Here is a 21,742-nt window from a genome sequence, read left to right on the forward strand (position 1 = left end):
TCCGCGGACTCCCTCAGGCGGACTGCGGCAGGGACATCGCTCGCCCCTCCGGCGTGAGGTACGCGCCGTCGTCGAACAGGATCACGCCGTTGCACAGCCGGCACCAGCCCTGTTCGCTGTGGTCGGCGGTCACGTGGGCGGTGCAGCAGTCGGGGTCCCCGGCGGCCGGGCACTCGGGTGAGTGGTCACACATCGTCGTGCTCCCTTTCGATCGTTCAAACTCTTCCAGCTTCCGTGATACGCCTGATCGGCCGCGGATGCACGCACTTTCGCCGAACTGTGCAGATCCCGTTGCCGTCCCGTAGCCGGAGCGCGGCGCAGAAGGCGGCGGGAGGGGTGGGGAAAACCCCACCCCGGATCGGCAGGCCAGGCCCATCGAGCCGGAGGCTCCTGGTTCCTAGCGTCGGAGACACCAGATTCCGCACCCCAGGAGCAGCCATGTCCGACATCGCACTCGAGGTCCAGGGCCTCACCCGCACCTACGGCGCCGGCGACAACGCCGTCGCCGCGCTCGCCGGCGTCGACCTCGCCTTCCGGCGGGGCACCTTCACCGCCGTGATGGGGCCGTCCGGCTCCGGCAAGTCCACCTTCCTGGCCTGCGCCGCGGGCCTGGACCGCCCGACCGGCGGCCGGGTGCTGGTCGGCGGCACCGACGTCACCGACTGGGACGAGGAGCGGCGCACCCGGCTGCGCCGGGAGCGGATCGGGTTCGTCTTCCAGGGCTTCCACCTCCTGCCGTACCTCTCCGCCGCCCAGAACGTCGCCCTCCCGAGCCGGCTCGCGGGCAGGCGGGTGGACCGGGAGCGGGTCCGGTACCTGCTCGACCGGGTCGGCCTCGCCGAGCGCGCCCACCACCTGCCGGCCAGCCTGTCCGGCGGCCAGCAGCAGCGGGTCGCGATCGCCCGGGCGCTGCTCACCACACCGGACGTGCTGCTGGCCGACGAGCCCACCGGCGCCCTCGACTCGGTCACCGCACGCCAGGTCCTCGGCGTCCTGCGCGGCAGCGTCGTCGACCTCGGCCAGACCGTGGTGATGGTGACCCACGACCCGGTCGCCGCGTCGTACGCCGGCGAGGTGGTCTTCCTGGTCGACGGCCGGGTCGCGGGCCGGATGGCCCACCCCACCGCCGAGGCGGTCGCCGGTCAGCTGGCCCACCTCGACCAGCTGGTGTCGGCGTGAGCACCGCGACGAACGCCCTGGCCCTGCGCAGCCTGCGCCACCGCCCGCGCGCCGCGGTCGCGACCTTCCTCGCGGTCCTGCTCGGCACCCTGCTGATCGGCTCCTTCGCCACCCTCGCCGAGTCGGCGGGCGCCGCCTCCGGCAGCGATGCCGACACCCTGGTCATCCTCGGCGCCGTCGTCGGCGGCTGGGGCGCCGTGATCGTGCTGTTCTCGGTCGCCTCGACGGTCGGCATCACCACGACGCAGCGCGCCACGGAGATCGGGCTGCTGCGCACCATCGGCGCCACGCCCCGGCAGGCGCGGCGGCTGATCGCCCGGGAGACCGGCGCCGTCGCCGTCACCGCCGCCATGGCCGGTGCCCTCCTCGCGGCGCTCTCCGGCCGGGCGCTCTTCGGGCTGATCCGCTCGGGCGGACTGGTCTCCGAGCGCACCCGGTACGACGGCGGGCCGGCCGCGGTCGCCGGCGCCGCCCTCCTCGTCCTCGCCGTCTCGGCGCTGGCCGCCGCGGTCGCGGCGCGGCGGGCGACCCGTGGCCCCGCCGGCATCGTGGCCCGCGCGAGCGCGAGCGAGCAGGGCCGGATGCGCTGGTGGCGGGTCGCGATCGCGCTGCTGCTCGTCGGCTACGGCCTGGCGATGGCGGTCATCACCATCACCGTCACCGCCCACGACGCCGACCCGTACGCCGCGATGTCCACCAGCGGCTCCAGCTCGATCCTGGTCGGCGTCGGCCTGGCCGTGCTCGCGCCGGTCCTGCTGCGCTGGGGCGCCGCACCGGTGCGGCTGCTGGCGGGCTCGTCCGCGACGGCCCACCTGGCGTCCTACAACACCGCGCGGCGGGCGCACCTGCTCTCCGGGGTGCTCGCCCCGGTGGTGGTGCTCACCTCCGCCGCCGTCGGCACCCTGATGCTGGTCGACATCGACCGGCGCACCCTGCCCGGCGGCAACGCCGACAGCGACACGATCACCCTGCTCAACAACGTCGTGGTCGGGATGGTGTCGCTGTTCGCGGCGATCATGGTGGTCAACGCCTTCGTGGCGACCATCGCCCATCGGCGCGAGGAGCTGCACCGGCTCCGCCTCCTCGGCGCCACGCCGCGCCAGGTCCGCGGCTCGGTGGTCGCCGAGGCGGGCGTGGTCGCGGCCGTCGGCGTGGTCCTCGGCACCCTGGCCGCGCTCACCACGGTCGTCCCGTTCGCGGTGGCCCGGCACGAGGGCGTCGTCCCCGACGGTGGGCTGTGGCTGGCGCCGGTCGTGATCGCCGCGATCGTGGCGCTGACGCTCGGATCGGCGCGTGGTGCGGTGCGGTCCGCGGCCCGAGAGCTCGCGCGATGACAGACTTGGCCACGATGGACGTGCTGGCTCCGATCCGACCGCTGCCCGTGACGCCGGTCGACGAGGCCGGGCTGCGGGAGCGGCTGCGGCTGAGCCTGGTGGCCGCCGCGTACGCCGTCTCCTTCGTCCCCGGGCTGCTGCTCGCCATCCTCAGCCTGCTCTGCATCCCGCTCGGCCTCGCCGGCGTCGGCTTCCTGCTGGCGCTCGGCGTGGTGCCGGCGACCGCGGCGCTGACCGGCGTGCACCGCCGCTCCAGCGGCCGGCTGCTGGGGGAGGACATCGCGGCGTCGTACGCGCCGGGCCGGGGCGTGGCCCTGGTCCGGCCGGCGTACTGGCTGCGCGACCCGGCCCGGTGGCGCGACTTCGGCTTCCTCTGCTTCGCCGCGACCGGTGGCTTCGTGCTGTCCGCGCTGCCGGTGCTGCTGCTGACCACGCCGATCACCTGGCTGATCCTGGCCTTCACCGCCGGCGACTGGGCCTGGGTGCTGCTGTTCGTGTTCAGCGGGCCGCTGCTGCTGGCGTGGTGGGTGACCGTGGAGCCGCTGGTCCGGGCCCGGGCGCGCGCCGAGCGGGCCATCCTCGGCCACGACCGGGTCGCCGAGCTCGAGGAGCGGGTGGGGCAGGTCGAGGAGTCCCGAGCCGAGACGCTGGACCACTCCGCCGCCGAGGTGCGCCGGATCGAGCGCGACCTCCACGACGGCGCCCAGGCCCGGATCGCCTCGGTCGGGATGAGCGTCGGGCTCGCCGAGAAGTTGCTCCAGACCGACCCGGAGGCCGCGGCCGCCCTGTTGCGCGAGGCCCGCGAGACCACGATGGACGCGCTCGACGACCTGCGCTCCGTGGTCCGCGGCATCCACCCGCCCGTGCTCGCCGACCGCGGCCTGGCCGGTGCGGTCGAGGCGCTGGCGGTCGCCCTGCCCGTCCCCGTGGCGGTGGCGGTCGAGCTGCCTCGGCTGCCCGCGCCGGTCGAGTCCGCCGCCTACTTCGCCGTCGCCGAGTGCCTCGCCAACACGGTCAAGCACGCCGCGGCGAGCCGGGCCTGGGTGACCGGCACGTACGTCGACGGCCGGCTCCGCCTGGTCGCCGGCGACGACGGCCGCGGTGGCGCCGACGCCGCGGGGTCGGGGCTGGCCGGTGTCGCGCGCCGACTCGCCGCCTTCGACGGCACCCTGGCCGTCGACAGTCCCGACGGCGGACCGACCACGGTCCGGATGGAGGTGCCGTGCCTGCCGCTGTGACGCAGCCACCCCTGCGCGCCGTGCTCGCCGAGGACCAGGCCCTACTGCGCGTCGGCCTGACCCGGATCCTGGAGTCCGGTGGGATCCAGGTGGTCGAGGCGGTCGACAACGCGCCCTCGCTGGCCCGGGCGCTGAGCCGCGACGACATCGACATCGCGGTGGTCGACGTACGTCTCCCGCCGACGCACACCACCGAGGGCCTGGAGGCGGCCACGGCGGTGCGCACGACCCGGCGGGCGTTCCCGGTGCTGGTGCTCAGCCAGTGGGTGGAGCCGCTCTACGCACGCGACCTGCTGGCCGGTGGCGAGGGCGCGATCGGCTACCTGCTCAAGGACCGGGTCGCCGACGTCGACGGCTTCCTCGCGGCGGTCCACCAGGTCGCCTCCGGCGGCACCGTGCTCGACCCGGAGGTGGTCGCCGCGCTGGTCTCGGCGCGGTCCCGGCCCCTGGACCGGCTCACCGAGCGGGAGCGGGAGGTGCTCACCCTGATGGGCGAAGGGCGCTCCAACGCGGCGATCGCGGCGCGGATGGTGGTCACCGAGAAGGCCGTCGGCAAGCACATCAACAACATCTTCACCAAGCTCGACCTGCCCCAGGCCTCCGACGACAACCGGCGGGTACTGGCGGTGCTGGCCTGGCTGGACGGGCGGTAGGGCGCCTCCCCGCCGCACCGTGGCCGGTTCCGTCGAGAGTGCGGCCTAGGGTGTTCCCGTGACCGACCTGACCGTGATCGTCCTCGCCGCCGGCGGCGGCACCCGCATGAAGTCGAAGACGCCGAAGGTCCTCCACCGCATCGCGGGGCGCTCGATGATCGAGCATGTGCTGACGGCCGTCGGCGCCCTCGATCCGGTCCGGCTGATCACCGTGGTCGGTCACCAGCGCGAGCTGGTCGCGCCCCACGTCAGCCAGCTGCGTCCCGACGCGGTGCTCGCCGTGCAGGAGGAGCAGCTCGGCACGGGCCACGCCGTGCGGATCGCGCTCGAGGCGCTCGCCGGCGCGCCGACCGACGGCGTCGTGCTGGTCGCCAACGGCGACACGCCGCTGCTCGAGGCGGCGACGCTGCGGGAGTTCGCGGCGGCCCACCGAGCGGCCCGGGCCGCGGTCAGCATCCTCAGCGGCATCGTCGAGAAGCCGGCCGGCTACGGCCGGATCGTCCGCGACGACGCCGGGGTGGTCCAGGCGATCGTCGAGGAGAAGGACGCCACCGACGACCAGCGCGCCATCACCGAGATCAACTCCGGCATCCTCGCCTTCGACGCCGCCTTCCTCGCCGACGCCATCGCCCGGATCGGCAACGACAACGCCAAGGGCGAGTACTACCTCACCGACGCGATCGGGCTGGCCCGCGACGCCGACCTGGTCGTCACCGCGCACCCCATCGACGACGCCCTGCAGACCGAGGGCGCCAACGACCGCGCCCAGCTCGCCGACCTCGGCCGCGAGCTCAACCGGCGCATCGTCACCCGCTGGATGCGCGACGGCGTCACCGTCATGGACCCGGCGACCACCTGGATCGACGCCGACGTCGTGCTGGCGCCCGACGTGACGATCCTGCCCGGGGTCCAGCTGCTCGGCGCGACCGTGGTCGCCGAGGACGCGGTGATCGGACCCGACACCACGCTCGAGGACTGCGAGATCGGGGCGGGGGCGCGCGTCGTACGGACCCACGGACAGCTCGCCGTCATCGGCGCCGGCGCGTCGGTGGGGCCGTTCGCCTACCTGCGGCCCGGCACCCTGCTCGGCGCCGACGGCAAGATCGGCGCCTTCGTCGAGACCAAGAACGCCCGGATCGGCGACGGGGCGAAGGTGCCCCACCTGTCGTACGTCGGCGACGCCGAGATCGGGGAGGGCACCAACATCGGCGCCGGCACGATCTTCGCCAACTACGACGGCGTCGCCAAGCACCGCACCGTCGTCGGCAGGCACGCCAAGACCGGCTCCAACAACACCTTCGTCGCGCCGGTCACCATCGGCGACGGCGCCTCCACCGGCGGCGGCACCGTCGTCCGACGGGACGTGCCGGCGGGCGCCCTCGCGGTCAGCACCTCCCCCCAGCGCAATCTCGAGGGCTGGGTGCTGTCGCGCCGCGCCGGCACGGCCCAGGGCGACGCCGCGGCGGCCGCTGTGGCGGCGGCCACGGGTGAACAGTCCGAAAACGGACCCGGACTTGGGGACGACCCCGCCGAGCGGGCAGAATCGTAGTCACCACCTTCGGCGACCAGGGGGAGTCACGCGCGTGAGCGGTCTGAAGCGGACGACCGAGAAGAACCTGATGGTCTTCTCCGGACGGGCACACCCCGAGCTGGCCGACGAGGTCGCTCAGATCCTCGACCAGGACCTGGTCCCCACCTCGGCCTACGAGTTCGCCAACGGGGAGATCTACGTCCGCTACGAGGAGTCGGTGCGCGGCTGCGACGCCTTCGTGATCCAGAGCCACACCACTCCGATCAACGAGTGGATCATGGAGCACCTGATCATGGTCGACGCGCTCAAGCGCGCCTCCGCCAAACGGATCACCGTGGTCATGCCGTTCTGGGGCTACAGCCGCCAGGACAAGAAGCACCGCGGTCGCGAGCCGATCTCCGCCCGGCTGATGGCCGACCTGTTCAAGACCGCCGGCGCCGACCGGATCATCACCGTCGACCTGCACGCCGACCAGCTCCAGGGCTTCTTCGACGGCCCCGTCGACCACCTGATGGCACTCCCGGTCCTCACCGACTACATCAAGGAGAAGTACGGCGACCAGCCGCTCGCCGTCGTCTCCCCGGACGCCGGCCGGATCAAGGTCGCCGAGCGCTGGTCGGCCCGCCTCGACGGCGCGCCGCTCGCCTTCATCCACAAGACCCGGCGCACCGACGTCGCCAACGAGGTCGTCGCCAACCGCGTCGTCGGCGACGTCAAGGGCCGCATGTGCGTGCTCACCGACGACATGATCGACACCGGCGGCACCATCGTGAAGGCCGCCGAGGCGCTGATGGCCGAGGGCGCCGCCGGCGTCATCATCGCCGCCACCCACGCGATCCTGTCCGACCCCGCCGTCGACCGGCTGAAGAACTGCTCGGCCACCGAGGTCGTCATCACCAACACGCTGCCCGTCGCCCCGGAGAAGCAGTTCGACAAGCTCACCACGCTGTCGATCGCACCGCTCGTGGCCCGGGCGATCCGCGAGGTGTTCGAGGACGGCTCGGTGACGTCGATGTTCGACGGCCACGCGTGAGTTTGTCTGGCTCGCTTCGCTCGCATGTCGCGCGCGCTTTTGCGCGTTGCCTTCCTCCGCTCCGCTCGCTCCCTCGTTCCTCGGTCGCTCGCTGCGCTCCGTCCAGGCAACGCGGCGCGCGCGACGGGGCTCGGCCGAATGTCATGCGCCTGCGAATGTCATTCAGCTGAATGTCGTCGGGCGCCCCGCGTGATCTGGACTGAGCGGAGCGAGCGACCGAGCGCTAGCGAGGAAGCGAGCGCAGCGAGGGAAGATCACGCGTCAAAAGGGCGCCCGACATGCGAGCGCAGCGAGCCAAAACCAACACCGTGAGTCCCTGACGCGGCGCACCAACCCCGCGCCAGTCCGACCCTCACGCCTCGTCGAGCCCCCGCACGAACGCGCCGAACCCGGGCAGCGTGAACCGCACCAGCCCGTGGCCGACGGGCTCGATCACGCCCTTCTCGATGAGCCGTTCCCGGGGCACGCTGATGGAGCGGGAGTCGACGCCCATGCCGGCGGCGATGGCCGCGCGCGTGACGTTGCCGTCGCCGGCGGCCGCCATCGCGGCGAGGAAGCGCTGTTCGAGCCGAGAGGCCGCGCCCCAGCGTGCGCGGTGCATGGCATCGAGCTGGTCGCGGGCGACGGGCAGTCCGCGCTTCACGTGGGTCAGGGTGAGGCGGGATCCGGCGGCGGGCGCGGCGGCGTCCCAGGTGGTGCTGCCGAGCAGCTGCAGGAGGTAGGGGTAGCCGCGGGACTCCGAGACGATCGCCGTCAGGGCGCTGTCCGACCAGGCGACGTCCTCGGCCGCGGCCGGGTCGACCACGGCGGCCCGGGCGTCGACGTCGGAGAGGCGGTCGAGCGAGACGAAGCTGCTGCGCTCGCCGAAGGTCGCGGCCCTGGTGAGCGCCTCCGGGGTGACGGGCAGGCCGGCCGCGACGGTGGCGAGCGGGTTGTCCGCGCGCTCGCCGTCGAGGTTCTGCAGCGTGTTGAGCAGGACCGCCATCTCGGCGGCGGAGGCGGTGTGGAGCTCGTCGATGAGCAGGAGGAGTCCGGCGCCCCGGCGGGTGCGCACCGAGGTCGCCGCCTCGTGGAGCAGGGACTCGAGCCCGGCGATCGCGGCGTGCGGCGGAGCGGCCGACTCCCTGCGGGACAGCTGGGCCTGCACCTTGGCCCCGGGTACGCCGACCTCGAGGGTCAGGCGGTCCAGCTGTCCGCGCCAGCGTCCGCCGGCCGCGCCGGTGGGGACTGCGTCGGCCCGCTCGAGCGAGCGGGCGACACTCTCGGCGATGGCCGACAGGAGGGGCTGGTCGCGGGAGCTGGCCACCCACGCGGTGACGAACCCGGACTCGTTCGCCCGCTGCTGCGCCGCACGGAGCAGCGAGGTCTTGCCGATCCCGCGGGGCGCGTGGAAGACCAGTAGCGGGCCGCCGAGCTCGCCGTACGTCGCCACCCGGGCGAGCAGGCCCTCGATGCGGCGCATCTCCTCGACCCGTCCGGCGAGGATGCGGGGAACCTGACCGGGTGTGTAGGGATTGCTCGGCATGGCGCGCCTCCAGCTTGATACCTCTTTATACTTCGCTGAAGTATAAGAAAGTATCGGAAGACGGGCGACTGCCGTCAGCGGCCGGCCGCGACCAGTGCCAGCCCCTCGCCGTCCACCAGGGCCGGGTCGGGCATGCGTCCGGAGGCGAGCATGAGCAGCTCCTGGACCGGTCCGGTGATGGTGGGGCCGGTGCCGCGGTCCCACGCGACGTCCGTGGCGACCAGGCGGACGCTGCGGACCAGCCGCCCGGTCCCCATGAGGAACGCGAGGCGCCGGACCCGGTCCGCGGCGACGGCCGCCGCCTCCGGGGCCATGGCACGCCGCCGCCCGAGCGGCCGGACGATGTCCTGATGGTGCAGGAGGGCGTCGATCAGCGGCTCGACCGAGGTCGTCGTCGGCACGTGGTGGGTGCTGGTCGCGAAGCGCTCGAAGTCGCCGAGGATGCTCTCCCTCGTCTCGCGCGCGCCGAGCCGCTTGACCTCCCGGAAGATCATCGTGTTGTAGCCGCGGCCCAGGTTGCGCGCCATCATCCCCGGCATCGCACCCCAGCCGATCTGCGGCGTGGAGATCACGTGGGCGGCGACGTCGTGGACCGTCCAGCCGGGACAGAGCGTGTCGTGCGCCCAGTCGGCCGGGTCGAGCTCGGCCAGCGTGGCCGCGAGCGCGGCGCGCTCGGTGTGGATGTGCGCCCAGATCGCGGCCTTGTCCATGTCGACTCCCGGATGGTCAGTCTCCCTGACTGATATAGTCAGTCTGTCTGACCAGTTCGTCAAGGGGGAGCGCGATGGCGCATCCGGCGCTGTTGATGTTCATCGGGGCGCGGTATGTCGAGCAGCGGGTCTCCGACGCCGTCGCCGCCGCGGGCTTCAGCGACCTCACGCCCGCCATGGCCCGGGTCGCCGCCCGGCTGAGCGAGGACGGCATCCGGGTGACCGAGCTGGCGGAGCAGTCGCGGATCACCAAGCAGAGCGCGAGCGTTCTCGTCGACCAGCTCGAGCGGGCGGCGTACGTCGACCGGGTGCCCGACCCCGCCGACGCCCGAGCCCGGCTCGTGGTGATCGCGCCGCGCGGCCGCGAGGTGCAGCGGGTCGCGCGGCGCGAGGAGCGGGCGATCGAGCGGGAGTGGACACGCCACCTCGGCCCCGAGCGGATGGCGGTCCTCAAGGAGGCGCTCGCCGACCTGCGCGAGATCACCGATCCCTACCAGTGACGATTTCGCCCGGACGCACCCGCGCGAGTAGTCTTCTCCGGTTGCCTCGGCGAGGGAGCACCCGCTTCTGTGACTCCGTGATCGACTGGGCCGGTCTGTCTCCATGACGCCGCGCGCCCTGCCGGTCACCGGGTGAGGGAAGCGCGGCGTTTCTCGTCTCCGAGCAGCCGCCACCACCACGCGACGATCAGGAGATCCCCATGAGCACCGAGAAGATCCAGGCCGAGGTCCGCACCGAGTTCGGCAAGGGCGCCGCCCGCCGCATCCGCCGCGAGCACAAGATCCCCGCCGTCGTCTACGGCCACGGCAACGAGCCGGTCCACCTGACCCTGCCGGGCCACGACACCATGATGGCGATCAAGCACGGTGGCGCCAACGCCGTCCTCGAGCTCGAGTTCGACGGCCAGTCGCAGCTCGCCCTCACCAAGCAGGTCCAGGTCGACCCGGTGCGCCGCGTCCTCGAGCACGTCGACTTCGTCGCGGTCAAGCGTGGCGAGAAGGTCACCGTCGACGTCCCCGTGCACGTCGTGGGCGACGCCGCCCCCGAGACCCTGGTCGTCACCGAGAACGCCACCATCCAGGTCGAGGCCGAGGCCACCCACATCCCCGAGCAGTTCGAGGTCAGCATCGAGGGCGCCGAGGCCGGCACCCAGATCCTCGCCGGCCAGGTCGAGCTGCCCAGCGGCGTCACCCTGCTGACCGAGGCCGACACCCTGGTCGTCAACGTGACCGCCGCGCAGACCGCCGAGCAGGCCGAGGCCGAGCTGGAGGAGGCCGAGGCCGAGGCCGGCATCGAGAAGGACGAGCCCGAGGCCGAGGCCGCTGAGGGTGGCGACTCCGAGTGATCGGCCGGCTCAGGTGGTACCTGGGCCGACTCATCTCCCCGGCGCGGACCCCCGCGCCGGGGAGCCCCGCCGCACCTGACGCCGAGGAGACCTCCGTGAGCGACGCGACCAGCGCCGACGTCTGGCTCGTCGTCGGGCTCGGCAACCCCGGCCCGTCGTACGCCGGGCACCGCCACAACATCGGCTACCTGGTCGTCGACGAGCTGGCCCGCCGGATGGGCAGCGGCTTCCGCGCCCACAAGACCGGCCGCGCCGACGTCGTCGAGGGCCGGCTCGGTGCCCCGGGCACCCCGGCCTCGCGCGTGGTACTGGCCAAGTCCCGCTCGTACATGAACGAGTCGGGCGGACCGGTCAAGGCGCTCGCGACCTTCTACAAGGTCCCCGCCGACCGGGTGATCGCGATCCACGACGAGCTCGACATCGACTTCGGCACGCTGCGCATCAAGAAGGGCGGCGGCGACAACGGCCACAACGGCCTCAAGTCGATGCGCTCCTCGCTCGGCACCGGCGACTTCTACCGGGTCCGGGCCGGCATCGGCCGCCCCCCGGGCCGCCAGGACGTCGCCGACTTCGTGCTGTCCAACTACGGCACCACCGAGCGCAAGGAGCTGCCGTTCCAGATCGACTCGGCCGCCGACGCCGTCGAGTCGCTCATCGCCGACGGCCTCGAGAAGACCCAGTCCCGCTTCAACAGCTGAGCTGGATGGCGCGAGCGCGTCGCTCGTTCCTCGCGCCGCGCTGCCGCGCACGCGGTTGAGTCGCGTAGGTCCCGCCTCGGGATGGCGGCAAGCCGGTCGGCACGCGGAAACCCGCCCCCCTCCGCTCCGGTCGCTCGTTCCTCGCTCCCTGCGCTGCGGAGTTCGTGGTTCCCGCGTCGACCGACTCCTGGGCTGGATGGCGCGAGCGCGTCGCTCGTGCCTCGCGCCGCGCTGCCGCGCACGCGGTCGAGTCGCGTAGGTCCCGCCTCGGGATGGCGGCAAGCCGGTCGGCACGCGGAAACCCGCCCCCCTCCGCTCCGGTCGCTCGTTCCTCGCTCCCTGCGCTGCGGTGTTCGTGGTTCCCGCGTCGACCGACTCCTGGGCTGGATGGCGCGAGCGCGTCGCTCGTGCCTCGCGCCGCGCTGCCGCGCACGCGGTCGAGTCGCGTAGGTCCCGCCTCGGGATGGCGGCAAGCCGGTCGGCACGCGGAAACCCGCCCCCCTCCGCTCCGGTCGCTCGTTCCTCGCTCCCTGCGCTGCGGCGTTCGTGGTTCCCGCGTCGACCGACCCGCGGCCGGAGGCGCGTGCCGCGCCTCGTGGCCGCCTACTACGCTGGCGGCGTGACTTTCGAGCCCGGTACCCCCGCTTCCGAGGTCGTCGCCGACGACCACCTCCTCGCCGCCTGGCTGGCCGAGGAGGCCGGCCGCCGCCTGCTGGAGGTGCGTGCCGAGGGCCTGGTCGGCAAGGAGCTCAAGGACGCCGGCGACCGGGCGGCCCACGTGCTGCTCATGGACCTGCTGGCGACCTACCGCCCCGACGACGCCGTCCTCTCCGAGGAGGCGCTGGAGAGCGCGGCCGACAAGGACGCCCGGCTCACCGCCGCGAAGGTGTGGATCGTCGACCCGCTCGACGGCACGCGGGAGTTCTCCGAGCCGCCGCGCGACGACTGGGCCGTCCACGTCGCGCTGTGGCAGGACGGCGAGCTGGTCGCCGGTGCGGTCGCGCAGCCCGCGCTCGGGGAGACCTTCAACACCGGTACGCCGCCGGTCGTCCCTGCCCGCACCTCCCAGCGGCCGCGGATCGCGGTCTCCCGCACCCGCCCGCCGGCGTTCGTCGAGGCGCTCGCGAAGGAGCTCGACGCCGAGCTGGTGCCGATGGGCTCGGCCGGCGTGAAGATGATGTCGGTGGTGCGCGACGTCGCCGACGCCTACGTCCACGCGGGCGGCCAGTACGAGTGGGACTCCGCCGCGCCGGTCGCGGTCGCCCGGGCCGCGGGCCTGTTCACCTCGCGGGTCGACGGCAGCGAGCTGGTCTACAACCAGTCCGACGTCTACCTGCCCGACGTGATCGTGTGCCGCCCCGAGCTGTCCGAGAAGATCCTGGCCTTCATCTCCGCGAACGGCACCGACTGACGGTGACCGGCGACACCGACGAGCGCGTACGACGCGGACCGAGCATCGACTGGCCCGCCACCTTCGCGGGCGCCGGGGCCGCCGTCACGGTGGCCGTCCTGCTGTCGACCCTGGGTGCCGCCGGAACGCTGATCGGTGCCGCGCTCGGCAGCGTCATCGCCACGGTCAGCACCGCGCTCTACAAGCAGGGGATCGAGTCCAGCCGGCGCCGGGTAGCTGAGGTGCAGGCGGCGGCGCTGGAGCGGGAGGCGGCGCGCGCCCACCGCCATGTCGAGGCGACCGAGGTGCTCGACCAGGTCGAGGGCGACGAGCCCGTGCCGGCGCCCGCCGGCAGCCGCTGGGCGGCGCTGCCGTGGAAGCGGATCGCCCTGCTCGCCGCCGTGATCTTCGTGATCGCGGTGGTCGTGATCAGCGCGGTCGAGCTGATCGCCGGCCGCAGCGTGTCGACCCTGACCGGCGGCACCGACGGCAAGGACCGGACCTCCATCGGCGGCGTGTTCGGCGACCGCGGCGACAGCGGGGACCGGCCGCGGAAGCAGGAGCTCCCGGCCGAGGAGACGCCGACGCCGACGCCGACCCCCTCGCCCACCGAGCCCACCACCGGCGTACCCACGCCGAGCACGGACCCGGCCACGCCGAGCACGCCGGCGACCCCGACCGAGTCGGCGACGCCCAGCGACACCGTCGCCCCGACCCCGACCCCCTCGCTGCCGACCACTCCGTCCCCCGCGATCACCCCCTGAGCCACCCCCTGAGCCACTCCCTGAGCCCACTCCCTGCGCCGAAACGGGTTGCCCACGCCCCCGGGTCGGGCAAGGGTGGGCAGGTGACGTCCTTCATCTCGCACACCACCATCGACTGCGCCAACGCCTTCGAGCTCTCGGAGTGGTGGAAGCCGGTCATCGGCTACACCGACCTGCCCGGCGATCCCAACGAGCCGGGACACGAGGAGTGCATGATCATCGACCCCGAGAGCGGCCACCAGGTGCTGTTCATCGAGGTCCCCGAGCGCAAGACCGGCAAGAACCGGATGCACTTCGACCTGCGCCCGCGCTCCGGCACCCGGGACGAGGAGATCGACCGGCTGCTCCGGTACGGCGCGGTCCAGGTCGCCGACCACCGCGGGATCCGCGGCCCGGGCAGCGGCTGGGTCACCCTCGCCGACCCGGAGGGCAACGAGTTCTGCGTCGTCCGCTCCCTCGCCGAGCTGGAAGGCTCCTAGGTGTACCCGGGTACACCTAGAACACGTTCAGTGGCCGGAACTGCACCGAGATCCGCGGTCCGGCCGAGGCGACCTTGGGCACGGCGTGCTCCCAGGTGCGCTGGCAGGAGCCGCCCATGACCACCAGGTCGCCGTGGCCCATCTCGACGGCGAACGCCTCGTCGCGCCGCTCCGGGTCGCGCGGGCGCAGGTGCAGCCGGCGCGGATCGCCGACCGAGACGATCGCGACCATGGTGTCGTCGGTGGAGCCGCGGCCGATGGTGTCGCCGTGCCAGGCCACGCTGTCGCGGCCGTCGCGGTAGTAGCAGCAGCCGGCGGTGCGGAACGGCTCGCCGAGCTCGTCGGCGTACCGCTGGCTCAGCCGCTCGCGGGCGTCGCTCAGCGCCGGGTGGGGGAGCGGGTCGCCGATCATGTAGGTGAACACCAGGCGGGGTACGTCGACGACCCGGTCGTACATGGCCCGCCGCTCGGCGCGCCACGGCACCTCGCGGACCAGGGTCGCGAAGACGTCGTCGGCGTCGGGCAGCCAGTCGCGGGCCACGTCGACCCAGGCGCCGGCGCTCAGCACCCGGCGCTCGGTGGCGACCTCGCTCGCCGCGGCGTCGAACAGGCTGGTCTGGAAGTCGACCGTCATGCGCCCACGATAGCGCCTGGTCGAACAGGTGTTCGGATGCGCGCCGAGTGTGCCGCGCTCAGCCTGCTGTCGCGTGGCTGAGCGACCCCAGCGGGGCGACCGCCACCCCCGACTCCTCGCACACCCAGGTCGGGTCCGGCCCGCCGAGGTCGGGCTCGATGTGCAGCGCGTGCACCGGCCCGCCGTCGCACTGGGGGCACAGCGGCCACAGGCCCTCGCGGGCATGCCGGCCGAACCGGTCGGCGAGGCCGTCCTGGACGTCCTGGGCGACCAGCCCGGCGATGAACGGCGCTCCCTCGGGCCACTGGCCGAGCCACCATCGGCGCTCGGAGCAGGCGTCCTCGAGCAGGGTCACGGAGTCCGGCGTACCGAGGGCGCAGGCCTGCAGGTCGGCCAGCACCTGTGCCCGGGCCTGGAAGATCACGCTGTCGTCCACACGCTCCATTGTGACGGGCGTCCCTAGAGCGACGCGGTCAGCTCCGCCAGCTCGCGGGCCACGTTGGCGCGCGCCGGGGCCTCCCAGCGCGCGCGTCCGGGCGCGGTGCGGAACAGCTCGGGCGCATCGGTCAGCCCGCGCAGCACGTCGGCGCGGCCCATCGCGAAGACATCGTCGGGCAGGTGGGCGTACTCGGTGCGGACCGCCGCGACGTACTCGTCGTAGCGCTCGCGGCCCGCCGCCAGGATGGACAGGTCGGCGTCGGACAGCGCGCAGCCGTTGGCGTCCTCGGGTGCCGGGCGGTGGTGCTCGGTGAGCCGCACCAGCCGGGCCACCTCGGCGACCGTCGCCGGGTCGGTGTGGGCCGGCAGCGCGTCCTCGGCCCAGGTCGCCGAGCGCTCCTCGGCGTCCCGCTCGCCGTCGTAGACGGCATCGTGGAACCAGGCGGCCAGCAGCACCGGAGTGCGATCGTACGCCGCCCCGGCGGCCGCGAGCTCGTCGAGCCGCTGCAGCACCTCGGCGAGGTGGCGGGTGCCGTGGTGGCCGCGGCTCGGGTCGGCGTATGCCGCCAGCAGCTCCTCGCGCAGCGCGTCGGCCCCGGTCAGCGGCCAGGGCAGGTCGGTCAGGTCGGGATGGTCGTCCTCCATCCCGGTATTCAAACCGACCACCCCGGCCGCTGTCACCGGCACCCCCACACCGAGCGGGTCAGTCGCCCTTCACGTTCACGATCTGGCGCAGCGTGTGCCGGATCTCGACGAGGTCGGCGGCGTCGGCCATCACCCGGTCGATGTCCTTGTACGCCGCCGGGATCTCGTCGACGAAGGCGTCGGTGTCGCGGTACTCGATGCCTGCCATCGCCTCCCGCAGCTGCTCCCGGGTGAAGGTCCGCCGGGCCTTCGACCGGGAGTACTCCCGTCCGGCGCCGTGCGGCGCGGAGTTGAGGGCGACCGGGTTGCCGAGCCCGCTGACGACGTACGACGCCGTCCCCATGGAGCCCGGGATCAGGCCCGGGCGGCCCCGCTCGGCGTTGATCGCACCCTTGCGGGAGAGCCAGACGTCCTTGCCGAAGTGCCGCTCCTGCTCGGTGTAGTTGTGGTGGCAGTTGATCTCCTCGACCCGCTCGACGTCGTCGGCCGAGCCGAGCCCGACCCACTCCGCGAACTGGCGGACCACCCGGTCCATCATCTCCTCGCGGTTGAGCAGGGCGTAGCGCTGCGCCCACCGCATCTCGCGGATGTAGGCCCAGAACTCGTCGGTGCCCTCGGCGAGGTAGGCGAGGTCCTTGTCGGGCAGGTCGATCCACCACTTCGCGCACAGCTCGCGGGCGATCGCGATGTGGTGCTGCGCGATCTTGTTGCCGACGCCGCGCGAGCCGGAGTGCAGGAACAGCCAGACCCGCCGCTCCTCGTCGACGGTGACCTCGATGAAGTGGTTGCCCGAGCCGAGCGTGCCGAGCTGCAGCTCCCAGCGGCTCGCGTAGCGCCCGGGCGCGAAGCCCGCCCGCTCCGCCGCTGTGGTGAGCTCCTCGATCCGGCGCTCGGTGTGCGCCCGGGAGATGCGCTGGTTGGCCGCGCCGGCCGACAGCGGGACCGCCCGCTCGATGGCCTCCCGCAGCGATCGCCGGTCGGCGGGCAGCTCGTCGGCGGTGTACGTCGTGCGCACCGCGATCATGCCGCAGCCGATGTCGACGCCGACCGCCGCCGGGATGATCGCGCCGAGGGTCGGGATGACCGAGCCCACCGTCGCGCCCAGGCCCAGGTGGGCGTCGGGCATCAGCGCGAGGTGCGGGTGGATGAACGGCATGCTCGCCGTCGTCACCGCCTGGTCGCGGGTGCCCTGCTCGAGGATCGAAGCCCAGTTCAGGAGCTTCGGCGTGATCTTCTCCATGATGGGGCGAGGCTAGGTCGGTGGAAATGCGTTGCACACGTCATTTCCGCAGAGGTAGCCGCATCCAGACGCTGTCGGGCCCGCCGAGCGCGTCGGCGGTGCGGTGGGTCTCGGTGAAGCCGTGGCGCTCGTAGAACGCGCGGGCCCGCTCGTTGCCGGCGAGGTGCGCGAGCCGGATCTCGCTCGCCCCGACGCCGGGGCCGGACACGACCGCGTCGAGGAGCGCGGCGCCGGCGCCGGTGCCCTGCGCGGACGGCACGACGTACAGCTTCCAGAGGTCGACGACCTCGCCGTCGAGGGAGTACGTCGCCACGCCGACGACCTGGCCGTCTGACTCGGCCACGAGCACCCGCCCCGCGGCGATCGCGTCGGCTGTCCCCGCCGGCGACCACCACTCGGCGAGGCCGCGACGGACGTACTCCGCGCCGGCGATCGGCGTGTAGGTGGCGGGCCAGGTCAGGTGACCGACCGCGACGACGGCGGCCACGTCGTCGGGCCGCGCCGGGCGCACCGTGGCGCGCCCCCGGCGGCCGAGAGGCAGCGCGTCCACGGCTGCCCAGGACGCCTCCTCGTCGCCGCCCTGCCACAGCTCGACCGCCGCGATCTCGGCGGTGACGGGCAGTGCGCCGCGGACCTCGACCTCGGCGGCGCGCAGGGCCGTGACGGGCGCGTCGTGCCCGACGGTGAGGTGGGGGACCACCTCGGCGTGGGCGCCGCCGTACGGCTGCTGGCCGGGGAAGGCGGTCGTGACGGCGCTCGTGAGCGCCACGAACCGGTCCGCGGGCCGGGGAGCCAGGAAGAGCACGTCCTCGCCGAACCACGCGGTCTCGGCGAAGCTCGCGGTGAAGGCGGGCACGGCCACGACGGCGTCGGCGAGCCGCCCGAGCACGTCCGGGGTCACCTGCTCGGGCGGCAGGAACGGGAAGAGCACCGTGACGTGGGCGGGCACGCCCCAGGCCGCGGCCCGGTCGAAGCGCGCGCGATGCGGCCCGACGACCCCGTCCGCCTCCGGGACGGTGACGATCAGGGCACTGCGGGTCGGGGCTCGCATCGCGCGCCGCCCGACGACGTCAGCCGACCACCGGCACGTTGGCCAGCGCCTCGCTGAGCGCCTCGTCCGACAGCGGGTCGTCCTCGAGGCGGCCGCTGAGGAAGCTCTCGTACGCGCCGAGCTCGAGCAGCCCGTGACCCGACAGGCCGACCACGATCACCGGCGAGGTCCCGGCCTCGGTCGCCGCGAGCGCCTCGCGGCGCGCCTGGGCGAGGGCGTGGGACGACTCGGGCGCCGGGACGATGCCCTGGGTGCGGGCGAACTCGACGCCCGCCTCGAAGCACTCGCTCTGGTGCAGGGCGGTCGCCTCGATCAGGCCCTCGTGGACGGTGTGGGAGACCAGCGGCGCCATGCCGTGGTAGCGCAGCCCGCCGGCGTGGATGGTCGAGGGCACGAAGTCGTGGCCCAGGGTGTGCATCTTCATCAGCGGCGTGAGGCCGGCGGTGTCGCCGAAGTCGTAGCGGTACTCCCCGCGGGTCAGCGTCGGGCACGAGCTCGGCTCGACGGCGAGGATCCGGGGCGACTGGTTGCCGGCGAGCTTCTCGCGCAGGAACGGGAACGCCAGGCCGGCGAAGTTCGAGCCGCCGCCCGCGCAGCCGAGGACCAGGTCGGCGCCCGACTCGCCGGCCTTGGCCAGCTGGAGCAGCGCCTCCTCGCCGATCACCGTCTGGTGGAGCAGCACGTGGTTGAGCACCGAGCCCAGCGCGTACTTCGCCTCCGGGTCCTGCGCCGCCACCTCGACCGCCTCGGAGATCGCGATGCCGAGCGAGCCAGGGTGCTCCTCGGCGAACGCCTTGCCCGACTCGGTCAGCCGGCTCGGCGAGCGGTGCACCTTGCCGCCGAAGACCTCGATCAGGGTGCGGCGCTGCGGCTTGGTGTCGTACGACGCCCCGACCTGCCACACCTCGCAGGTCACCCCGAACAGGGCGCTGGCGTAGGACAGGGCGGTGCCCCACTGGCCGGCGCCGGTCTCGGTGGTGAGCCGGGTGATCCCGTTGAGCTTGTTGTAGTAGACCTGCGGCACGGCCGTGTTGACCTTGTGGGATCCGGCCGGCGAGACGCCCTCGTACTTGTAGTAGATCCGGGCGCTGGTGCCGAGCTTCTGCTCCCAGCGGCGGGCGCGGTAGAGCGGGCTGGGGCGGTACTGCCGGTAGACGTCGAGCACCGGCTCCGGGATGTCGACGTACCGCTCGGCGGTGACCTCCTGCGCGATCAGCTCCGGCGGGAACAGCGGCGCCAGGTCGTCGGGCCCGACCGGCTGGTGGGTGCCGGGGTGCAGCGGCGGCGGAGGAGGAGTCGGCAGGTCGGCGACGATGTTGTACCAGCGGGTCGGCTGCTCGTGCGGCTCGAGGGTGTACATCACCTGGTCGTCGCTCATGGGGCGTCCTCTCGGGTCGGGTCTTTGGACCTCGGATCCTAGGCCTCGGGGCTCGGGCTGCCCGGTCGTCCACGCCGCTGTAACACGCTGTCCACCCGTCTGCCTGTCGCTTGTCAGCGCGAACCGGCCCCAATCGGGGCCTTTGTTGCGGACAACCGCCGGGAAGTCGTGTGGACAGCGTGTTACAGCGCCGCCGCCGGCGCCGCCCGTGGGACGGCGACCTCGAACGACGCGAGGTAGGGCAGGATTCGGGGTGTGAGTGCAGACGACGCCCGGGCCGAGCTCCACCGACTGCGGTCGAGCATCGACAACCTCGACGCCGCCCTCGTGCACCTGCTGGCCGAGCGGTTCAAGTGCACCGAGGCGGTCGGCCGCCTCAAGGCGCGCGCCGCCATGCCGCCCGCCGATCCCGCCCGTGAGGCGGTGCAGATCGCGCGGCTGCGGTCGATGGCGGAGAGCTCGGGGCTGGACCCGCACTTCGCGGAGAAGATCCTCAACGTGATCATCGCCGAGGTCATCCGCAACCACGAGCAGTTCGCTGAGGCGAACGAGGGCTGAGGCCCTCGGCGAGCAGCGCGGCGACCTCCTCCGGAGCCTCGTACGGCGCCAGGTGGCCGACGCCGGCCAGCACCTCCACCCGCCCGTCAGGTACGCCGGCGGCCAACGCCTCCAGGGCCGCCGGCGGCGTCGCGACGTCGTCGGCGCCGGCGACCGCGAGCAGGGGAACGCTCACGGTGCCGAGCCGCGAGCGTACGTCGAAGCCGGCGAGCGCCTCGCAGACCCGGGCATAGCTCTCCGGGTCCACCGCGGCCAGGTCGGCGGCGGCGGCCGCGCGGCGTGGGTCCGCCTCGCCGACCCGGGAGCCGAACCAGCGGGCGGGGGAGGAGGCGACCATCGGGTCCATGCCCGAGGCGCGGACCAGGGCGGCCCGCTCGGGCCAGGTGGACCAGGTGCCGAAGGCGGCCTCGCTGCACAGCACCGCCAGCGACGTCACGCGCAGCGGGTGGTCGAGCGCGAGCTGGAGCCCGACGGCGCCGCCGACCGAGTCGCCGGCGTACGCGAAGGCGACATCGCGGCCGGCCGCGTCGGAGACCGCGGCCAGCACCGCCGCCGCCAGCCCGGCCATCGAGAAGCCGGGGGTGAGCCGGTCGACCGCCGGGCTGGCGCCGTGGCCGGGCAGGTCCCAGCCGAGGACGTTCCAGCCGGGCAGCGCGGAGGCGACCGGCCCCCAGAGCCGGTCGACCGTCGTACCGAGGGAGGGGCCGACGACGAGCAGGGGCCGTCCCGGCTGGCCGGCCAGGTGGCGGACCGCGATCGAGGGCAGCATCAGATCGCCGACGGGTGCTCGGTCAGTGGCGTGACCTCGATCCGCATGAAGGGGAACAGCGGCAGGTTCGACAGGATCTCGTGCAGGCGGGCGTTCGACCCGACGTCGAAGATGCTGATGTTGGAGTACAGCCCGACGATGCGCCAGATGTGCGCCCACTCGCCGCCGCGCTGGAGCTCCTGGGAGTACGCCCGCTCCCGCGCGACCACGGCCTCCCTCTCGGCAGGGTCGAGGTCGCGCGGGATGTCGACGTCCATCCGGACACAGAAGAGCATCAGCGCACCGGGTCGAGCACGAAGCCGTAGTCGACGGTGACCGAGCCGTCGGCCTGCGGCTTCGGGTCCAGCAGCAGCTCCGGCTTCACGGCCGAGGCGATGTCGTCGTCGTTGTGCTCGTCGCCGGGGAAGTAGAGCTGGGCGGTGAGCAGCTCGTGACCGGGCGCCGACACCTTCACGTGCAGGTGGGCGGGGCGCCAGGCGTGCCAGCCGGCGGCGGCGATCAGCTTGCCGCAGGAGCCGTCGGTCGGGATCTGGTACGGCGCCGGCTGGATCGTGTGGATCTCGAAGCCGCCGTCGGCGTCGGTGCGGAAGTTGCCGCGCAGGTTCCACTCCGGGATGCCGGGCGCGAACTGCGAGTAGAAGCCGTCGGCGTCGGCGTGCCACAGCTCGACGAGCGCGCCCTCGAGGACGGTGCCGTCGGTGGAGGTGACCGTGCCGGTCCACAGCAGCGGGGTGCCGGACTCGCCCTCGCGCATGTCGATGGTGCCCTTGCTGCCGTGCTCGGGCGCGCCCGGGACGTAGTAGGGGCCCTCGATCGAGCCCTTGTTGCCCTCGCGGTGCGCGGTGTTGACGTCCTCGACGACGTGCTCGAGCCACACGTCGAGGAACAGCGGCCACTCGCCGTCCTCGCCGACGCTGATCATCCACGCCTTGAGCGCGTTGAACTCGTCGTAGGTGACCTTCTCGTCGCGGACGGTCTGGTAGACGGCGTCGAGCACCCGCCGCGCGAGCCGGTCGACCCGCTCGGGCGGGGTGTCCTTGACCGCCGCGTAGGGCGACTTGTCGGAGTGGAAGCGCTCGGTGGCGCTGGCGCCGGATGCGGCGGCGGTGGCGACCTCGGTGGTCATGGCGGTGTCCTCTCGGGTTGGGGT

At 73.4% G+C, this 21,742-nt stretch carries 25 protein-coding genes; 13 read left to right on the plus strand and 12 right to left on the minus strand.

Annotated features, from left to right (window positions below; translation table 11 throughout):
* Positions 1-13: 13 nt before the first annotated feature.
* Entirely contained in the window at positions 14-193 is a 180-nt protein-coding gene (locus JOD66_RS18955) for a DUF5999 family protein (RefSeq protein ID WP_204838377.1), read from the minus strand.
* Positions 194-438: 245 nt separating this feature from the next.
* On the opposite strand from JOD66_RS18955, the gene JOD66_RS18960 reads away from it, so the two are divergent.
* The 6 genes from JOD66_RS18960 to JOD66_RS18985 are packed head-to-tail and all read left to right on the plus strand — an operon-like array spanning position 439 to position 6,968.
* Positions 439-1,179, plus strand: a complete 741-nt coding sequence (locus JOD66_RS18960; protein WP_204838378.1) for an ABC transporter ATP-binding protein — start codon at positions 439-441, stop codon at positions 1,177-1,179.
* Entirely contained in the window at positions 1,176-2,513 is a 1,338-nt protein-coding gene (locus JOD66_RS18965) for an FtsX-like permease family protein (protein WP_204838379.1), read from the plus strand. The genes JOD66_RS18960 and JOD66_RS18965 overlap by 4 nt, the downstream gene beginning before the upstream one ends.
* A gap of 14 nt (positions 2,514-2,527) precedes the next feature.
* Positions 2,528-3,751: a sensor histidine kinase gene (locus JOD66_RS18970; RefSeq protein ID WP_239545333.1), complete on the plus strand. Its 1,224-nt coding sequence runs from the start codon at positions 2,528-2,530 to the stop codon at positions 3,749-3,751.
* A complete protein-coding gene (locus JOD66_RS18975; protein ID WP_443678781.1) occupies positions 3,748-4,404 on the plus strand; it encodes a response regulator in 657 nt (218 codons plus the stop codon). The genes JOD66_RS18970 and JOD66_RS18975 overlap by 4 nt, the downstream gene beginning before the upstream one ends.
* Before the next feature lie 58 nt (positions 4,405-4,462).
* On the plus strand, positions 4,463-5,953 hold the full coding sequence (gene glmU / locus JOD66_RS18980; protein WP_204838381.1) for a bifunctional UDP-N-acetylglucosamine diphosphorylase/glucosamine-1-phosphate N-acetyltransferase GlmU: 1,491 nt from the start codon (positions 4,463-4,465) through the stop codon (positions 5,951-5,953).
* Between the two features lie 34 nt (positions 5,954-5,987).
* Positions 5,988-6,968, plus strand: coding sequence for a ribose-phosphate diphosphokinase (locus tag JOD66_RS18985; RefSeq protein WP_204838382.1), 981 nt, complete (start codon positions 5,988-5,990; stop codon positions 6,966-6,968).
* Positions 6,969-7,320: 352 nt separating this feature from the next.
* On the opposite strand, the gene JOD66_RS18990 is transcribed toward JOD66_RS18985, so the two are convergent.
* On the minus strand, positions 7,321-8,493 hold the full coding sequence (locus JOD66_RS18990) for an ATP-binding protein (RefSeq protein WP_204838383.1): 1,173 nt from the start codon (positions 8,491-8,493) through the stop codon (positions 7,321-7,323).
* A 74-nt stretch (positions 8,494-8,567) separates the two neighbouring features.
* Positions 8,568-9,203: a maleylpyruvate isomerase family mycothiol-dependent enzyme gene (locus JOD66_RS18995; protein WP_204838384.1), complete on the minus strand. Its 636-nt coding sequence runs from the start codon at positions 9,201-9,203 to the stop codon at positions 8,568-8,570.
* Between the two features lie 74 nt (positions 9,204-9,277).
* Between JOD66_RS18995 and JOD66_RS19000 the strand changes: the two genes are divergently transcribed.
* From JOD66_RS19000 to JOD66_RS19025, 6 genes are all read left to right on the plus strand, one after another.
* Positions 9,278-9,703, plus strand: coding sequence for a MarR family winged helix-turn-helix transcriptional regulator (locus JOD66_RS19000; protein ID WP_239545335.1), 426 nt, complete (start codon positions 9,278-9,280; stop codon positions 9,701-9,703).
* Positions 9,704-9,903: 200 nt separating this feature from the next.
* Positions 9,904-10,548, plus strand: a complete 645-nt coding sequence (locus JOD66_RS19005) for a 50S ribosomal protein L25/general stress protein Ctc (protein ID WP_204838385.1) — start codon at positions 9,904-9,906, stop codon at positions 10,546-10,548.
* A 95-nt stretch (positions 10,549-10,643) separates the two neighbouring features.
* On the plus strand, positions 10,644-11,246 hold the full coding sequence (gene pth, locus JOD66_RS19010; protein ID WP_204838386.1) for an aminoacyl-tRNA hydrolase: 603 nt from the start codon (positions 10,644-10,646) through the stop codon (positions 11,244-11,246).
* A 619-nt stretch (positions 11,247-11,865) separates the two neighbouring features.
* Positions 11,866-12,657: a 3'(2'),5'-bisphosphate nucleotidase CysQ gene (locus JOD66_RS19015; RefSeq protein ID WP_204838387.1), complete on the plus strand. Its 792-nt coding sequence runs from the start codon at positions 11,866-11,868 to the stop codon at positions 12,655-12,657.
* A 2-nt stretch (positions 12,658-12,659) separates the two neighbouring features.
* The gene (locus JOD66_RS29215) at positions 12,660-13,400 is read left to right on the plus strand and encodes a hypothetical protein (protein ID WP_204838388.1); all 741 of its coding nucleotides are present in this window, start codon (positions 12,660-12,662) and stop codon (positions 13,398-13,400) included.
* 83 nt (positions 13,401-13,483) lie between these two features.
* Entirely contained in the window at positions 13,484-13,879 is a 396-nt protein-coding gene (locus tag JOD66_RS19025; RefSeq protein WP_204838389.1) for a VOC family protein, read from the plus strand.
* Between the two features lie 16 nt (positions 13,880-13,895).
* Here the strand turns inward: JOD66_RS19025 and JOD66_RS19030 are convergent, their stop codons facing one another.
* The 6 genes from JOD66_RS19030 to JOD66_RS19055 are packed head-to-tail and all read right to left on the minus strand — an operon-like array spanning position 13,896 to position 19,265.
* Positions 13,896-14,513, minus strand: a complete 618-nt coding sequence (locus tag JOD66_RS19030) for an alpha-ketoglutarate-dependent dioxygenase AlkB (protein ID WP_204838390.1) — start codon at positions 14,511-14,513, stop codon at positions 13,896-13,898.
* 58 nt (positions 14,514-14,571) lie between these two features.
* Positions 14,572-14,958 (minus strand): DUF8819 family protein, encoded by a 387-nt coding sequence (locus JOD66_RS19035; protein WP_204838391.1) that lies wholly within the window; start codon positions 14,956-14,958, stop codon positions 14,572-14,574.
* Positions 14,959-14,972: 14 nt separating this feature from the next.
* The gene (locus JOD66_RS19040) at positions 14,973-15,596 is read right to left on the minus strand and encodes an HD domain-containing protein (RefSeq protein WP_204838392.1); all 624 of its coding nucleotides are present in this window, start codon (positions 15,594-15,596) and stop codon (positions 14,973-14,975) included.
* Between the two features lie 58 nt (positions 15,597-15,654).
* Positions 15,655-16,836, minus strand: a complete 1,182-nt coding sequence (locus JOD66_RS19045; protein ID WP_204838393.1) for an RtcB family protein — start codon at positions 16,834-16,836, stop codon at positions 15,655-15,657.
* 40 nt (positions 16,837-16,876) lie between these two features.
* Entirely contained in the window at positions 16,877-17,887 is a 1,011-nt protein-coding gene (locus JOD66_RS19050; RefSeq protein WP_204838394.1) for a GNAT family N-acetyltransferase, read from the minus strand.
* A gap of 19 nt (positions 17,888-17,906) precedes the next feature.
* Positions 17,907-19,265 carry a TrpB-like pyridoxal phosphate-dependent enzyme gene (locus JOD66_RS19055; protein WP_204838395.1) on the minus strand — a complete coding sequence of 453 codons (1,359 nt, stop codon included), beginning with the start codon at positions 19,263-19,265 and terminating at the stop codon, positions 17,907-17,909.
* 255 nt (positions 19,266-19,520) lie between these two features.
* Here JOD66_RS19055 and JOD66_RS19060 point away from each other — a divergent pair, with 255 nt between their 5' ends.
* Positions 19,521-19,823 (plus strand): chorismate mutase, encoded by a 303-nt coding sequence (locus tag JOD66_RS19060; protein WP_204838396.1) that lies wholly within the window; start codon positions 19,521-19,523, stop codon positions 19,821-19,823.
* Here JOD66_RS19060 and JOD66_RS19065 read toward each other — a convergent pair.
* Genes JOD66_RS19065 through catA form a run of 3 tightly spaced genes read right to left on the minus strand, consistent with a single transcriptional unit; the run spans position 19,780 to position 21,718 of the window.
* Complete coding sequence (locus JOD66_RS19065; RefSeq protein ID WP_204838397.1) at positions 19,780-20,592, minus strand: alpha/beta fold hydrolase; 813 nt, start codon at positions 20,590-20,592, stop codon at positions 19,780-19,782. The genes JOD66_RS19060 and JOD66_RS19065 overlap by 44 nt on opposite strands.
* Positions 20,592-20,867 (minus strand): muconolactone Delta-isomerase, encoded by a 276-nt coding sequence (catC, locus tag JOD66_RS19070; protein ID WP_204838398.1) that lies wholly within the window; start codon positions 20,865-20,867, stop codon positions 20,592-20,594. Before catC ends, JOD66_RS19065 begins: the two co-directional genes overlap by 1 nt.
* Entirely contained in the window at positions 20,867-21,718 is an 852-nt protein-coding gene (gene catA, locus JOD66_RS19075; RefSeq protein WP_204838399.1) for a catechol 1,2-dioxygenase, read from the minus strand. Before catA ends, catC begins: the two co-directional genes overlap by 1 nt.
* Positions 21,719-21,742 lie beyond the last annotated feature (24 nt).

The sequence above is a fragment of the Nocardioides nitrophenolicus genome (genome assembly GCF_016907515.1).
Lineage (GTDB): Bacteria > Actinomycetota > Actinomycetes > Propionibacteriales > Nocardioidaceae > Nocardioides > Nocardioides nitrophenolicus.

Coding starts and splice junctions, on each gene's coding strand:
- JOD66_RS18990 (WP_204838383.1), bottom strand. CDS start 8,493: ATGCCGAGCAATCCCTACACACCCGGTCAGGTTCCCCGCATCCTCGCC.
- catC (WP_204838398.1), bottom strand. CDS start 20,867: ATGCTCTTCTGTGTCCGGATGGACGTCGACATCCCGCGCGACCTCGAC.
- JOD66_RS19055 (WP_204838395.1), bottom strand. CDS start 19,265: ATGAGCGACGACCAGGTGATGTACACCCTCGAGCCGCACGAGCAGCCG.
- catA (WP_204838399.1), bottom strand. CDS start 21,718: ATGACCACCGAGGTCGCCACCGCCGCCGCATCCGGCGCCAGCGCCACC.
- JOD66_RS18960 (WP_204838378.1), top strand. CDS start 439: ATGTCCGACATCGCACTCGAGGTCCAGGGCCTCACCCGCACCTACGGC.
- JOD66_RS19005 (WP_204838385.1), top strand. CDS start 9,904: ATGAGCACCGAGAAGATCCAGGCCGAGGTCCGCACCGAGTTCGGCAAG.
- JOD66_RS19000 (WP_239545335.1), top strand. CDS start 9,278: ATGGCGCATCCGGCGCTGTTGATGTTCATCGGGGCGCGGTATGTCGAG.
- JOD66_RS18995 (WP_204838384.1), bottom strand. CDS start 9,203: ATGGACAAGGCCGCGATCTGGGCGCACATCCACACCGAGCGCGCCGCG.
- JOD66_RS18970 (WP_239545333.1), top strand. CDS start 2,528: ATGGACGTGCTGGCTCCGATCCGACCGCTGCCCGTGACGCCGGTCGAC.
- JOD66_RS19035 (WP_204838391.1), bottom strand. CDS start 14,958: ATGGAGCGTGTGGACGACAGCGTGATCTTCCAGGCCCGGGCACAGGTG.
- JOD66_RS19045 (WP_204838393.1), bottom strand. CDS start 16,836: ATGGAGAAGATCACGCCGAAGCTCCTGAACTGGGCTTCGATCCTCGAG.
- JOD66_RS18955 (WP_204838377.1), bottom strand. CDS start 193: ATGTGTGACCACTCACCCGAGTGCCCGGCCGCCGGGGACCCCGACTGC.
- JOD66_RS19050 (WP_204838394.1), bottom strand. CDS start 17,887: ATGCGAGCCCCGACCCGCAGTGCCCTGATCGTCACCGTCCCGGAGGCG.
- JOD66_RS19030 (WP_204838390.1), bottom strand. CDS start 14,513: ATGACGGTCGACTTCCAGACCAGCCTGTTCGACGCCGCGGCGAGCGAG.
- JOD66_RS19040 (WP_204838392.1), bottom strand. CDS start 15,596: ATGGAGGACGACCATCCCGACCTGACCGACCTGCCCTGGCCGCTGACC.
- JOD66_RS19065 (WP_204838397.1), bottom strand. CDS start 20,592: ATGCTGCCCTCGATCGCGGTCCGCCACCTGGCCGGCCAGCCGGGACGG.